The 13694-nt window shown below is 55.7% G+C and carries 13 protein-coding genes; 10 read left to right on the top strand and 3 right to left on the bottom strand.

Going from position 1 to position 13694, the window contains the following annotated elements:
• The first annotated feature begins 30 nt into the window (after nt 1–30).
• Nucleotides 31–555, top strand: a complete 525-nt coding sequence (locus tag AC5STB_RS04400; protein WP_495444557.1) for a sodium:solute symporter family transporter — start codon at nt 31–33, stop codon at nt 553–555.
• A gap of 451 nt (nt 556–1006) precedes the next feature.
• Here the strand turns inward: AC5STB_RS04400 and AC5STB_RS04395 are convergent, their stop codons facing one another.
• Nucleotides 1007–3298, bottom strand: coding sequence for an NACHT domain-containing protein (locus AC5STB_RS04395; RefSeq protein WP_495441762.1), 2292 nt, complete (start codon nt 3296–3298; stop codon nt 1007–1009).
• A gap of 530 nt (nt 3299–3828) precedes the next feature.
• Here AC5STB_RS04395 and AC5STB_RS04390 point away from each other — a divergent pair.
• Entirely contained in the window at nt 3829–4551 is a 723-nt protein-coding gene (locus AC5STB_RS04390) for a hypothetical protein (protein WP_495444556.1), read from the top strand.
• A gap of 117 nt (nt 4552–4668) precedes the next feature.
• Here the strand turns inward: AC5STB_RS04390 and AC5STB_RS04385 are convergent, their stop codons facing one another.
• Both AC5STB_RS04385 and AC5STB_RS04380 read right to left on the bottom strand, forming a co-directional pair.
• Entirely contained in the window at nt 4669–4926 is a 258-nt protein-coding gene (locus tag AC5STB_RS04385) for a hypothetical protein (RefSeq protein ID WP_495441761.1), read from the bottom strand.
• Between the two features lie 19 nt (nt 4927–4945).
• A complete protein-coding gene (locus AC5STB_RS04380) occupies nt 4946–5872 on the bottom strand; it encodes a LysR family transcriptional regulator (RefSeq protein ID WP_495441760.1) in 927 nt (308 codons plus the stop codon).
• Between the two features lie 155 nt (nt 5873–6027).
• Here AC5STB_RS04380 and AC5STB_RS04375 point away from each other — a divergent pair, with 155 nt between their 5' ends.
• The 8 genes from AC5STB_RS04375 to lhpI are packed head-to-tail and all read left to right on the top strand — an operon-like array spanning nt 6028 to nt 13653.
• Nucleotides 6028–6822, top strand: a complete 795-nt coding sequence (locus AC5STB_RS04375) for a transporter substrate-binding domain-containing protein (RefSeq protein ID WP_495441759.1) — start codon at nt 6028–6030, stop codon at nt 6820–6822.
• Between the two features lie 48 nt (nt 6823–6870).
• Nucleotides 6871–7641 carry an ABC transporter permease gene (locus AC5STB_RS04370; protein WP_495441758.1) on the top strand — a complete coding sequence of 257 codons (771 nt, stop codon included), beginning with the start codon at nt 6871–6873 and terminating at the stop codon, nt 7639–7641.
• Nucleotides 7634–8308 carry an ABC transporter permease subunit gene (locus AC5STB_RS04365; protein ID WP_495441757.1) on the top strand — a complete coding sequence of 225 codons (675 nt, stop codon included), beginning with the start codon at nt 7634–7636 and terminating at the stop codon, nt 8306–8308. The genes AC5STB_RS04370 and AC5STB_RS04365 overlap by 8 nt, the downstream gene beginning before the upstream one ends.
• A 22-nt stretch (nt 8309–8330) precedes the next feature.
• A complete protein-coding gene (locus AC5STB_RS04360) occupies nt 8331–9077 on the top strand; it encodes an amino acid ABC transporter ATP-binding protein (RefSeq protein ID WP_495441756.1) in 747 nt (248 codons plus the stop codon).
• Between the two features lie 10 nt (nt 9078–9087).
• The gene (gene speB, locus AC5STB_RS04355; protein ID WP_495441755.1) at nt 9088–10056 is read left to right on the top strand and encodes an agmatinase; all 969 of its coding nucleotides are present in this window, start codon (nt 9088–9090) and stop codon (nt 10054–10056) included.
• On the top strand, nt 10053–11549 hold the full coding sequence (locus tag AC5STB_RS04350) for a M81 family metallopeptidase (protein ID WP_495441754.1): 1497 nt from the start codon (nt 10053–10055) through the stop codon (nt 11547–11549). The genes speB and AC5STB_RS04350 overlap by 4 nt, the downstream gene beginning before the upstream one ends.
• Nucleotides 11542–12681 carry an NAD(P)/FAD-dependent oxidoreductase gene (locus AC5STB_RS04345; protein ID WP_495441753.1) on the top strand — a complete coding sequence of 380 codons (1140 nt, stop codon included), beginning with the start codon at nt 11542–11544 and terminating at the stop codon, nt 12679–12681. The genes AC5STB_RS04350 and AC5STB_RS04345 overlap by 8 nt, the downstream gene beginning before the upstream one ends.
• A 3-nt stretch (nt 12682–12684) precedes the next feature.
• Entirely contained in the window at nt 12685–13653 is a 969-nt protein-coding gene (gene lhpI / locus AC5STB_RS04340) for a bifunctional Delta(1)-pyrroline-2-carboxylate/Delta(1)-piperideine-2-carboxylate reductase (RefSeq protein ID WP_495441752.1), read from the top strand.
• Nucleotides 13654–13694 lie beyond the last annotated feature (41 nt).

The raw sequence follows: 13694 nt of genomic DNA, 5'->3' as shown, positions 1-13694 counted from the left end.
GGTCACAGAGAGTAGCTTAAATTACGCCAGATCCTGTCCAACGATCGGGGAGTAGCTCACTGTGCTATCCTGCAAGGCAGTTCCAACCTCGCGGAGGACTTGTATCGCCGTTTGTTCAAGCTGCAGGCTACTGAAGCCGAGAAGATGAGAGCTGCGCGGCTGAGCGTGGTGATCATCTCCGTTCTGTCGCTTTTCGTGGCCTTCCTGATGACCGACATCATCAGCGCCTATCAATGGGCGCTCAGGATTTCGACGACCACGCTGGTGATCCCCTTCCTCGCCGTTATGTTCTGGCGTCGGGCAACGTCGAAGGGATGCGCGTCGGCCATGCTCTCGGCCATTATGGTGAAGGTTATCTGGCCCTTATTGGGAACAGGAACCAACCCGGTGATCCCCGGCATGCTGACCTGCCTGATTGTGCTGGTGATCGTCAGCATGATGACGCGGCACTCGCCCCTGGAGTGTCCGTTTGCGGTCTACTGGGAAGATCTCCCCACAGCCAAGAGCCGGGCTGAGGCTATTCCGGCAGCCGAAGAAACGGCCGCAGTGGTCTGAAGTCTCTCCAGGCGCGCCACCACTATTTTTCGGGGTGAACCTTGGTTTGCCTCGAAGAATACACTCCGCCACTTTAGGACTGTTTACGTGATGAAGCGGTCCTTCGCTGCAAGATGTTCGAACTGGTAAATCGCCGGACACAGAGGCCGTTCGCCTGGTTGGGCTTGGACTGGCAGTGAGCGGGACGGAGCCGTCGTTCGCTGCAAGTGCAGCAAGGACGATCCCGCGTGTCCGCTTTGCTTCAATAGAGACCCTTGTAAAGTGCGGCTGAGGACCCGATCTGGACCTTGGTTATGGCTTGGCAACTAGACACCGTTGGAAGCGCGCCAGGTGCTTTTGGAATTTGAGGAGTCTGAACTCGACGATGAGCCCGACTACCAGAATCAACCCCGCTGTCTCTCGTTATGAACGACAAACAGCGAGGGGCAGGTAAATCTCGAGGCCAGCTGACTCAACTTAGCTTTGAGCTCTCTTGAACGATCATGGAATCTATAGTGTTTGGAGACTGAATAATCCGTAGCGCTTCGTCACGCTTGGATTTGGTCCCAGAGTACGTTGTTTTGCCTTGGCGCCCAGTAGGTATAATGAAGTCGTGTCGAAGGAGTAAGTCAATTATTTCTGGCACCAACATTTTCGAACGTTGATCCAGCCCCCGATACAACGCGCTCTCGAGTCTAGAAGAGCCGTACTGCTTAAATATTTTCCTTAACGTTACAACAAGAACTTTTACACCTAGTGGGAGCGTAGTCTCTAGCACCTCATTGTTCACACTATAGTCATGTGTAAACTCGCTGATCTCGCATTGAATAAATTGATTCAAGTTGAGATCAGAGGCTGAAACTCGCCCCTCAACACTGCCAATCAGGCACTCTGTAAATATAATGTTTGAATTCGTTTCTTCAGGTGAGGGTAAAACTACACGGTTAATCAAGCAACCTGAGAAATCGATATGTGAACCATCAAATTCTGAACTCGACAGGTCAACATCTATGACCTCGATACCACTCAAAGTGACAAAATTCAGATTGCATTTGCGCTCCAAGCAAACTTGAAGGAGATCGTAACCCAGTTGAGCGGCTGGCATGCCAATAGCGCAGTCAAGAGCCGCGGTGATTTTTCCCGGCGGCACTCCGGCCTTGTCAATGAGCGCACAAAGAGCTTCGATGCCGACATCAGATAAGGGTTGGCTCAAGGCTTCGAAGTTAAAGGTGTCCGCGTAATCGCTGTATGGGTCGAGTACAAAGGAATAAGTCGGCAAAGAACAGCAGGCGTTCAGGAAATCATCATCAATAAAAGAGCGATTTAGTGGGCTATCTTGAGCAGCCCCTAGGCCGGGAAGGCGAAGAAGCAAGTTTCTTTCATCCTCCATGATTGTAGTTCCAGTTACTGCAACAAAAATCTTCTCCATTTGTTGAGGGGAGAAACTTGCTTGCCCAATAGTCGTATGTCTTGACCTGACACCTAGTGCCCCAAAGAACAAAATTAGCGAATCCTTATCTACACCCTCCGACTGTTCACTCTCGCGTGCAGCAATCATTTCCAGCAGCGACAGCCAAGCCGATCCGCGTGGAAAGTCGCCGCCTGAATCAGCTTCGATAGCAGACTGCAGCAAGCCCTTTGTCACCAAATAGGTCAGGAGAAGTGGGCGTGTTGGAATCCACTCAGGTAGTGACTTCGTAAAGTTTTTCTTCTCCAAGAACTCTACAGCTTGCTGAGAGTTGAACGGGTGAACACGTAGAATTTGGAATTGATTTTCAGACGCTCCCAGCGCGTCTCGCATTTCACTGAACGAATCAAAATACGCTTCTCGACCCGCTATGATTATACCACACCCTTCCGGCGTTTCTTTGATCAATCGTCGAACGACCGAGTGTGAGCTCCTGCGATACTCCCTGAGCCGTTTTACATCACCAGTCCAGCCTCTAGTTGAAAGCTCATCAAAACCGTCAATTAAAAGATCAACATAACCAGCGTTCCAAGCGGCTACTAGGTTTTGCGGATTGGCAGCATTCGCACGTGCATGCCTTTCGAGGAGTTCGATAGGGTCTGTTTGACCCAGATGATCCCTAAGGTTGATCGCAATAGGTGTTCTATAGTGTTCCTTTCGATGTACCTTCTTGACCAAGCTATGAAAAATTTGGCGGAGAAGCATACTCTTGCCAACACCATACTCTGCCACCAAAACCATTCTCTTGGACTTGCATACACTGTCGATCATTTCTTCCATTGAGGAGGGTGTGGATGGGTCCAAATCTGTTATTGTGGGCTCTACGAAGTCTCCGAGGGGAATCTCATATTTATTGGAAACATGGTCGTACACACTCCCAAAACGTTTTTTCTCCCGGTTGTTTATGTATGACAAAGCATCGAAGAGTTGGGACCGCAACTCATCAAAGCTAATGATTTTTGTCGTGCGATCAAAGTTCTTAGACTTAATAATAGCTTTTTGGTCAGGGGTGGGTTCATGTCGCGTTACGAGAAAACCCTGCGCCATATGCCCACTCTTACGTAAGTTCGCAACAAGATCATGTGTCTTCCTGCCATCCTTCTCGGCCTTGATCTTTGTCTTGTCCGTCGTTGCTTCGACGACCGTGTAAAAAGACCCATTCCAAAACACACCATCCCTCTCTTTCCCCGAAACATCAGCACTTCCCTGTCCAATGCTATTTGAGTATAGATTGCGCGCAATATTCCGAACTTCATCTTCGAACTGGAGACCTGTGCGTGAAGCTGTTGTATTCATGAGATTTTCTCCTGGAAATCGAGGGGGAGCATATATCTCTTTGAGTTGACTTCAATAGTAGGAATGCAATCTGAGTATTTATGTAGCTGACGGGGACTTCTAACCGCTTGGGTAGAACGTACTACCGGGCGCGGCACCGCAGCAGTCGGTCTGACCTTTGGGTACGTGATACAGACTGCGGAGCTGGCAATGCAAAGGGCACTTCCTGCGCCTTCGCGAATCCTGTGATTACCGTAGGCACAGTGACCGCTTTGCGCTGAAAGCGACGTGCTGCACAAGCGAAGGCCCGGCAAGCGATCAAGGTCCGCAGTGGGCTCGGAGCCGTCTTTCGCGCCGCAGACAACCCAACACTTTCTTGGCCAAACGGCAGCGACATAGACGGCCCACAAATGCCCTACAGCATTAAGCCGCATGCTGCGGTGCGGCCCGTCAAACAGGCCATTCGCTGCAGGCGTGAAATTCTGAAAACAGCGATTTCACTCTGTGCGGACATCATGGCACTGCAGCGCGGTCTGTGGCAGCATCCTGACATGATAGAATTCCGCACTCTCGCCGATGACCATCCCGACCTCGCGCATTCTCCGCTGCTTCGGGGCGCTCTACTTACTCTGCAATATACGCAGAAGCACGGATCAATCGGTTTGACCAAAACCAAGGCCTTCAAGCGCGTCTTCGTCCATTGGGCCGTCGAGCATTTCGACTGGCCGGGGAAAAGTGCAGAAGAGATGTTCCGCTGCAACAAGGTGATCAATGAGTATGAGTTTGCCCCGCTCGAGGTTTTGCATCTCCTGCTGATTTCTCTGCGCCTGGGGCGTCACTTCAAGGGTGAGTTTCGGCTGACCAAGAGTGGTACGCAACTGGTGCAAGCCCCTGGCCGCCTGTTTTCCGAGCTGATCCCAAATTTTGTGCTTCAGGTTGATCACGCATCCTATGCACGCTTCAGCGACCGCCCCATAGGAGAATGGGACGTCTGGATGAACGTGATTAACGTAGAGGCTGATCATGGCACGACCGAGGCTGCATTGTTCGAAGCCTTCTACGGTGAACCACAAGACTGGCACACCGCGGGGTGGCGAGAGATGGCCGCGTTCTCATCTTGCGTGCTGCGACCGCTCGAATGGGCGGGGTTGCTACTCGAGACCCGCGAAGACGGCCCTGCCAAGCAGGTTTGTCATGTGTTCAAGACCCCGCTCTGGCGCAGCGCACTTAACCTTGACACCGATGACATTCTGCGGCCGATGTCCGTTCAGTGAGATATTTTCCACTGCGCCCAAGATGCGACGCTGCTTGCGTGTGATCCGGCCCAAAGGAGAAGCTTAAATTACCAGTTCACGCCGCAATGCAGCATGCTTATTTCTGCCATTTGTGCATCATGCAGAAAATTTGACGTTTGCGTAATTACAGTGGAGAACAAGATCGTCTTCGGAAAAATCGGCCAAAGTTGAAGAGATTAAAGGCAAGCTCAGTCTGTAAAGTGCGACGCGCGGACTGTTCAACAAGCCGCAACCGGCATCCGCACCAAACTCAAAATTAAAGTTGTTCAACCCCAATCGCACTTCCTCCAACCTGTCACGAGAATGCACTTTGATCGATGGCCGCTCATTGGCCAATTTGGCGGCAAGCAGCACGGTCGAATACGAGAACAAGTCAAAAGTCTTGCAGCTTCGCCACCTCGTTTTTCAGCCAATCCCGGAACAGCCTGATAGAAGAATTAGAATCTGCGCGTTCCTGTTTGAAGATGAATTTGTATGAGGTTTCAGGGCGAAGGTAATTCTCCGACAGGATAAGGATCCGACCGCGGGCGACATCTTCGCGGACCAGCGAGCGTTCGGCCATACCGATCCCCTGACCTGAACGTATTGCTTCCAGAATGGTGTGCTGGTCATCGAAGATTAGGTTCTGCGTAGCCGCGCGGCCGCTGTTGCCATAGAGTTTCAGCCAGTCGTCCCAGTCGCTCATGTCGCGGTAATGAAGCCGGGGGATGCCTGTGTCAGCGATGACCTCGTCATAGGCCTTACTCTCTGCGGTCAGGGACGGGTTGCAAATCGGGACAAGCTTTTCCTTCAGGATTTCGACCGATACGGTGTTTGCGGGCGGCTGCACGCAGTACTTGATCAACACGTCCTCGGACCCCAGCGATGCTGAATCTGGCTCAAGGTTGCTCAGATGCAGCTGCAGGCCGGGATTGGCGCTTAGGAATTCGGAGATCCGTGGCGCAATGACCTTCATTGCAAAAAACGGACCCGACCGGACCCTTAGAAGCTGCGTTTCCCGGCGTTGGCTTATCAGTGACAGGGTTTCGCCAATCTCGTCAAAGCTTCTGCCGCAGACCTCTTTCAGAAACTCGCCCTCCGGTTCCAGCAAAACGCCGTTGCGCGTTCGTTTGAACAGGCGGGTCCCGAAACGCTCCTCCAGCTGTTTGATCTGATGGCTGACCGCCCCTTGGCTGACCGCCAACTCCTCTGCGGCAAGTGTGAAGCTTTGATAATGTGCCACGGCTTCAAAGGCACGCAGGCCGCGCAGGTTGGTCAACAGGCGCCGAAGGCTCCGAGTATGATCATTAGTCTTCTTCATATTTAACAATAGTTCTTTTGCTTTGATTGTTTCAACAGCTTGGGAATATTCCTGTGTTGAGTATACATGCTTTCGGCATCTTTCAAAAAAACTAATCCCTATTCCTGGATGGGATCAGGGACCGGCACAAGAAATTTTATCCAGGAGGAAAGACCATGCAGACACCCATCAAATCCCTTGCCGTCGCCGCAATGGGGCTGACACTGAGCGGGGGGCTGGCCCATGCCGAAAAAATTCGCATCGGCACCGAAGGCGCCTATGCGCCGTTCAACTTCGTGTCGGAAAGCGGCCAGGTTCAGGGGTTCGACATTGATATTGTCAATGCGATCTGCGCAGAAATGAAGGTTGAGTGCGAGTGGAGCACCCATGAATGGGGCGGCATCATCCCAGCGCTGACCGCGAATAAGTTCGATGTCATGGCCGCCTCGATGGCAATCACCGAAGCCCGCATGGAGAAGGTCAACTTCTCGAACCCCTATTACTTCAACACCATGCGTTTTGCCGCGCTGAAGGATCTGGGCCTGAAAGAGGCAACCCCGGCGTCGCTGAAAGGCATGGTGATCGGCACCCAGTCGGGATCGGTCGCCGGCAAGGTGCTACAGGAGTATTTCCCCGACAGCGAGGTCAAGCTCTACCCGAAACTGGGCGAAGCTTTCCTGGACATGGAAAGCGGGCGGCTGGACCTGGTACTGGAATCGAAGTTTACCATTGGCGACTGGATGGCGGACGGCGTCGACTGCTGTGACTTTGTCGGCCAGGAGTTCCTGCTGGACGGCACAATCGGTGCTGGTCTGGCCTTCCGCAAGGAAGACATCGATCTGCAGGCACGGGTAAACACCGCACTGGCCACGATCATTGAGAACGGCACCTATGACAAGATCCGCGCGCAGTACTTTGCCTTCGACATCATGGGCCAGCCCCAATTCGTAAGCGAGCTTTACGGTCAGTAAGCTCAGCACCTGGACGGGCATGCGCAATCTCGACGGGCTGTTATTCGCATGAACAGCCCGCCTTTTGGTTTCCTTCCTGACGCGAGGTTTGAGATGGATGTGTTTTCTCTACTTGCCTACGGCGATGCAGGATGGGGTGATGAGCTTTTGAATGGGTTGATCGTGACGCTGGTTCTGGCGATTGCGACCTTTCCCGTGGCGATCCTGCTGTCCTTTCTCATTCACTGGGCCAAGGTTTCCCCATTCCGGGCCCTCCGGATTTTTGGAAGCACCTATTCGACGGTATTCAAAAGTCTGCCCGAGATCCTGACGCTGCTAATTATCTATTTTCAGTCGCAGGTCCTGATCTCCGCGTTAGCGAACTGGATCATGCCGGGCAGTTCCTTTTCCATCAGCCCGTTTGTGGCGGGGCTTATCGCTCTCAGCCTGGTGATCAGTGCGTACGGCAGCGAAGTTGTGCGCGCAGCTTTGAACGCGGTGGGCCAGGGGCAAATGGAGGCTGCACAATCCTTGGGGCTGTCACCATTCAACGCCTTCTTCAAGGTGATCCTGCCGCAGCTCTGGAGACACGCCATTCCCGGTTTCGGAAACCTTTGGGTGATCCTGCTAAAAGACACCTCTCTGGTGTCGGTCATCGCACTCAGCGACATTACCCATGTTGCCAATCTGGCCATTAACACAACCCGCGAACCGTTCTTTTTCTACCTCTTGATCGCCTCGGTCTACATCCTGCTCGTCACGCTCTCCTCGCGTGCTCAGAAGCGGCTGGAACAACGTTCTTCCAAAGGATTTGTCAGAATGGAGATCGCCAATGATTGATCTGTGGCTCGACTACCGGGGCCTGTGGTGGAACGGTCTTGTGACCACCGCATCGCTGACGGTTCTGGCGATTTTCCTCGGCTTTTTCCTCGCTTTGCCCATTGGTCTTGCGCGCTCGAAGTCCAATGGTCTCATCGGCGTATTGGCAATGGGGTACACCAATCTGTTCCGCGGTATGCCACTGCTGGTGCTACTGTTTCTTGTCTATTACGGCGTTGGCCAGTTCAACCGGGAGCTGCGTGCGGCGGGCCTGTGGTGGTTCTTCCGTGATGCTTGGTACTGTGGTCTGCTGGCGCTGGTATTGAACACCGCCGCCTATCAGGCTGAAATCATCCGCGGCAGTCTTGATACCATCTCCACCTCCATTCTGGAGACCAATCAGGCGTTGAACCTAACGCGCTGGACCGCCTTCCGCCGGGTGCTGCTGCCGATCGCCTTTGCCAAGGCGCTCCCCGCCATCGGGAACGAGTTCATTCTGCTGATGAAGGCGACCTCGTTGCTGGCGATCATCACCGTTTTCGATCTGATGGGGCAGGCCCGCTATATATTCTCAGAAACCTTTGATTTGAAGGTATATTACGTCGCCGCCGTGCAGTATCTTCTGCTGGTTCTGGCAATCGAATGGGTCCTGCGCCGGATGGAAGCGCGCATCAAATGGATGGCCTAACATGCTGCAAAATGTTGAAAAAATGCCCTCTTCTGACATCGCTATTAAGTTCAACAACCTGAACAAGTACTACGGTGCCTACCATGCGTTGAATACCATCAGCCTGGATGTCTTTCGCGGCGAAAAAGTCGTGATCTGCGGCCCCTCCGGTTCCGGTAAATCGACTCTGATCCGTTGCGTCAACGGGCTGGAGCTGCATCAGTCCGGCCAACTGACCGTGGACGGGATTGTCCTAGACAACAGCAAGGGTGCAGTCCGCAGTATCCGCGACCATGTTGGCATGTGTTTCCAGCACTTCAACCTGTTCCCCCATCTGAGCGCACTGGACAATTGCACCCTGTCTCCGGTTTTCACCCGCAAAACGCCCAAAGCCGAGGCCGAAGCCACCGCCATGGAGTTTCTGGCCAAAGTGCGGATGGACCAGCACGCGAATAAATACCCCTCGCAGCTTTCTGGCGGGCAGCAGCAGCGCGTCGCCATTGCCCGCAGCCTGTGCATGAAGCCCGACATCATGCTCTTTGATGAGCCAACCTCGGCGCTGGACCCGGAATCCATCTCCGAGGTGCTGGAGGTCATGAGCGATCTGGCAGAAGCCGGAATGACCATGATGTGCGTCACCCATGAAATGGGCTTTGCCCGCAAGGTGGCGGATCGGATCGTCTTCATGGACGCCGGAGAGATCGTTGAAATTGCTGACCCTGAAAGCTTCTTCACTAATCCGCAGAACGCGCGGTCGCGCAAGTTCCTCGAACAAGTAATCAACCACTAAGGCCAGAAACATGAAAATTCAGAGCGATACTCTTTCCTTCGGGGAAGAGGGTGTCTTTTCGCGCGCAACCGGTCCCGATGGCAGCCATGTGGAAATGCCCTATTCCGGCATCCGCACCTTCCTGCGCCGCCGCCCGACTGTGAATTTAGAAGGCGTGGATATCGGCATCTACGGCATCCCCTTTGACCTCACGACTTCCGGCCGGCCCGGCGCGCGGTTTGGCCCCAGTGCGTTGCGCGAAGCCTCCACCCAGCTGGCCTGGGGCGAGGTCTGGCCCTGGGGGTTTGACCCCTTTGATATTTTGTCGGTGGTGGACTGCGGCGATGTGCCGTTCCGCCGTGGTCAGGTGGAGCAGATGCGCAACAGCGCCATTGCCATGGCCCGCCATATTGCAGGCTCCGGGGCCAGCACGCTGATGCTGGGCGGAGATCACTGCACTACATACACAGCGTTGAAGGTCCATGCTGAAAAACACGGGCCATTGGCGCTGGTGCAGTTTGATGCTCACCGCGACACTCAGAAAAGCGACTGGTTCGATCACGGCACCTTTGTGCATCACGCGATGCATGACGGGCTGATCGATCCGGAGCACTCTGTCCAGATTGGCGTCCGCACCTTCTATGATGATGACGACCCGATTACTGTGCTCTACCGCGACTGGCTGCACGATCACGGCTGGCGCGGTGCGCTGGCCAAAGTGCGCGAAGTGGTGGGGGATCGCCCAGCCTATTTGTCCATTGACATCGACAGCCTGGACCCAGCCTATGCACCGGGCACAGGCACGCCGGTGGTGGACGGGCTCACTCCCAATGACATCATACAATTCCTGCGGAGCAGCGTGGAAATGAATTTTGTAGGCATGGATATTGTTGAGGTTTCGCCTCCCTATGACCACGCCGATGTGACGGCGCTGCTCGGGGCGTCGCTGGCGTTGGAATACATCTGCGCGCGCGCAGCCCAGCGAAAGGCCGTGGCATGACCTACCGTGTGGCTATTATAGAATTTATCAACGAAAGCAATACGTTCACCGTCATGCGCACCAGGATGGAGGATTTCCACGCTTCGCATTACTTCAAAGGAGAAGAGATCCCAGCCAATTTCCGCGGCACCGGGTCGGAAGTGGGCGGTGCCATCGACGTGGCGGAGGGGCGCGGCTGGACACCGGTCTATATCACCGCCGCCCATGCTGAACCCGGCGGGCCGGTGACTGAGGCCGCGCGTCAGGAAATCACCGCTGAATGCCTTCGACGGCTGCGCGAAGGCGGGAGCTATGACGGGGTGTTTGTGGCTCTGCACGGGGCCATGGTGACCGAAAGCGACGAGGACGGAGACTGCCAGTTTCTGCGCGCGATCCGCTCCGTCACTGGCAACGATGTCCCCCTGGCCGTTACCTTGGATCTGCATGCAAATGTCTCGGATGAGCTGGCGGAGCTGGCGCAGATCGCGGTCTCCTTCCGCACCTACCCGCATGTGGATATGCGCGAGGTCGGGGTGGAAGCCTGCACGCTGCTGCACTGTGCGATGCAAGGCATGATTACGCCGCGCCTTTCAATTGCCCGCCCGCCGATGCTGGTAGGCTGCGATGACGGGCGCACAACTGATGACGGCCCGATGTGCCGCCTACTCGAATTCGCGGCGACCGAAATGGAAGCCCCTGGCATCCTGAATGTGGCCATCAACGCCGGCTTCACCGATGCTGATGTCTGGGCTTCCGGTCCCTCCGTTCTAGTGACCTATGATACACAGACAGCGGACGCCCCGGCGGCAACGGCTGTTGCAGACCGGGTCTGCGCGCAGATCTGGTCGCACAGGGACAAATGGGACCGGCCCGTTCCGTTGGCTGACGGCATTGCTCGGCTGACGCAAGCGGCTCCCGGCAACGGTCCGATTGTGGTCGCCGATTTTTCCGACAACCCTGGGTCAGGCGCATACAGCGACTGCACTGCGCTGATTGCCGCAATGCTGAACGCCGGGATTGAAAACGCAGCAGCCGGGGCACTTTATGACCCGTCAGCTGCGGCCGAACTTGCCGCCCGCGGGGTTGGCGCTGATGTCACGCTTTCCATCGGCGGCAAAACCGACCCAAACGTGGGTGGAGGGCCCCTGCGGGTCACCGGCCGGGTCATGACCGTCAGCGAAGGCCGTTTCACTTTTGAAGGGCCTATGTTCACCGGTTTGCCTGGCTCTACCGGGCTTTCGGTTTGCTTGCGGGTGCAGGGTATCGACATCATGATCGTTTCCGACCGGATGCAGATGCTGGACAAGAACGTGTTTCGTACCGCCGGGATCGAACCGGCTGAAAAATCCGTTCTGGCGGTGAAGTCCATGCAGCACTTCAAAGGGGCCTTTGCGCCCATTGCCTCGGAAATCATTGTCACGGACGCGGGCGGGCTCTGCACGCCTGACGTTAGGCGGCGGCGCTATGCACGGCTGCGGCGACCTGTTTTTCCACTGGATCAGATTAATGACTGAAATCTATGACATCGCCATCATCGGCGGCGGTATCACCGGCGCCTCTGTTGCGCATTTCCTCGGAAAACAGCGCTCGGTTGTGCTGCTGGAACAGGAAGCCTCGCTTGGTTACCACGCAACGGGGCGTTCCGCTGCCGAGTTCACCCGCCGCTTCCATTCGGATGTTACTGGACGGCTGACGCAGGTCAGCGCAGCCTTCATGACGTCCCCGCCTGAAGGGTTTGCCGAGGTCGACCTGCTGCGCCCGCGCGGCAACTTGCTGATTGCGAATGCCGAAAAGGCGGATCATCTGCGTCAGGTTTTTGAGAAGGAACAGGCGAACACTCCAGACGGGGCTACGCCGGTTGAATTGCTGTCTGTCGAGCAAGCGCTGGAAAAAGTGCCCCTCCTCGACCCGGACTGGGTCGAGGGTGCCTTCTACGATCCCGATTGTTGGGATGTGGAGGTTGAAAACTTGCTGCAGGGCTATACGCGTTCGTCCAAGGCAGCAGGGACTGAATTCCGCCAGTCTGCCGCCTTGACCTCTGCCCGGCGCGAAGGAAGCCATTGGATCCTCGAGACCGTGGGCGGAGTGCTGCGCGCCCGCACTGTCGTCAATGCGGCCGGAGCATGGGCTGATCCGGTTGCGCAAATGTGCGGCGCATCTCCCTTGGGCATCATCCCGAACCGCCGCACTGCCATCAGCGTTAAGGTGCCAGGTTTTGACGTTGCCGCAATGCCAGAAGTAAACGAGATCGACGAAGTTTTCTATTTCAAACCTGACGCTGGCCAGCTGATGGTTAGCCCGGCGGATGAAACCCCGGTTGCTCCCCATGATGCCTGGCCTGAGGAACTCGATATTGCTTATGCAGCGCATTACCTCAGCGAATGCACCACGCTGGAAGTGAACCATGTGGCTCACAGCTGGGCCGGCCTGCGTACCTTTGCGGCCGACCGCCTGCCGGTCATCGGGTTTTCCAGCCAAGCCGAGGGGCTGTTCTGGCTGGCTGGCGTTGGCGGCTACGGCATCCAGACCTCTCCCGCCGTCGGCCAGATTGCCGCTGCCCTGCTGACTGGCGCGGATTTGCCAATTGATTTCGTCAGTGCGGGCGTGACCGCTGCGATGTTTTCTCCCTCTCGTTTCGAAAGCTGAGCTATGAAGATCCTTGATGCCCAAGCCACCACAGAGGCCCTACCGTTTGCGGACCTGATCAATCAGATGGACGCGCTGTTCGCCAGCGGTCTGGTCGCGCCGAGCAGGCACCACCATTCGATGCCGATGCAGGACGAGCCAGACGCCAGCCTTCTTCTGATGCCGGCCTGGACCAACACTGTGGGTTGCGTGAAAATTGTGACCGCCACGCCGGGAAACGCCGCGCGCCGTCTGCCAGCCATTGGCGGATCGGTCCTGCTGTTTGACCGGGCGACTGGCTCTCATCTGGCGCTGCTCGACGGCTCTGTCCTGACCGCGCGGCGCACTGCCGCTGCCTCTGCATTGGGGGCCAAATACTTGGCGCGAAAGGATGCCCGCAACCTCCTTATCCTCGGGTCCGGTAAAGTTGCGGCGCAACTGCCCGAGGCTTTCCACACCGTGCGTCCTATCGAAACAGTGCGGGTGTGGAACGTGTCCCCAGACTCGGCTGAACGTCTGTCCGAAGACCTGCGCCGCATCGGCTGGGACGCAGCCGCGGTAACCGATCTGGCGTCGGCGGTTGGGGAAGCTGACATCATCAGTGCCGCCACTCTTGCCACCGAACCACTGTTGCAGGGCGCTTGGTTGAAGGAAGGCCAGCACGTGGATCTGATCGGCGCATTCACCCCGAATATGCGTGAAGCGGACGACACCGCCTTGCAACGTTCCCGTCTGTTTGTTGATACGAAACTTGCAGCCATTGAAGCAGGAGAGTTGAAGATACCCTTAGACGCAGGCGCAGTTTCACACTCTGACATTCTGGGAGATCTTTATACACTGACGCGGGGTAAGGCTGGGCGCAACAACGCCTGGGAAATCACCTTGTTTAAATCAGTGGGGAATGCCGTCATGGACCTTGCCGCTGCAATCGCTGCTACGGAACAGCAAACGCGGGCCACGATACGAGTGTCTGCTTCATGGTCTCCAAACTAATCCGCTCGCGCCTGCAAAGAATGTCCGCTGTCCGCCCATCA

The sequence above is a fragment of the Leisingera sp. CC-HEC093 genome (assembly GCF_059429195.1).
This window is presented reverse-complemented; position numbering and strand designations above follow the sequence as displayed.

Bases quoted from the DNA above. Each gene is read 5' to 3' on its own strand.
- AC5STB_RS04350 (WP_495441754.1), top strand. From the start codon at position 10,053: ATGACCTACCGTGTGGCTATTATAGAATTTATCAACGAAAGCAATACG.
- AC5STB_RS04390 (WP_495444556.1), top strand. From the start codon at position 3,829: ATGATAGAATTCCGCACTCTCGCCGATGACCATCCCGACCTCGCGCAT.
- speB (WP_495441755.1), top strand. From the start codon at position 9,088: ATGAAAATTCAGAGCGATACTCTTTCCTTCGGGGAAGAGGGTGTCTTT.
- AC5STB_RS04365 (WP_495441757.1), top strand. From the start codon at position 7,634: ATGATTGATCTGTGGCTCGACTACCGGGGCCTGTGGTGGAACGGTCTT.
- AC5STB_RS04360 (WP_495441756.1), top strand. From the start codon at position 8,331: ATGCCCTCTTCTGACATCGCTATTAAGTTCAACAACCTGAACAAGTAC.
- AC5STB_RS04380 (WP_495441760.1), bottom strand. From the start codon at position 5,872: ATGAAGAAGACTAATGATCATACTCGGAGCCTTCGGCGCCTGTTGACC.
- AC5STB_RS04375 (WP_495441759.1), top strand. From the start codon at position 6,028: ATGCAGACACCCATCAAATCCCTTGCCGTCGCCGCAATGGGGCTGACA.
- lhpI (WP_495441752.1), top strand. From the start codon at position 12,685: ATGAAGATCCTTGATGCCCAAGCCACCACAGAGGCCCTACCGTTTGCG.
- AC5STB_RS04345 (WP_495441753.1), top strand. From the start codon at position 11,542: ATGACTGAAATCTATGACATCGCCATCATCGGCGGCGGTATCACCGGC.
- AC5STB_RS04395 (WP_495441762.1), bottom strand. From the start codon at position 3,298: ATGAATACAACAGCTTCACGCACAGGTCTCCAGTTCGAAGATGAAGTT.
- AC5STB_RS04370 (WP_495441758.1), top strand. From the start codon at position 6,871: ATGAACAGCCCGCCTTTTGGTTTCCTTCCTGACGCGAGGTTTGAGATG.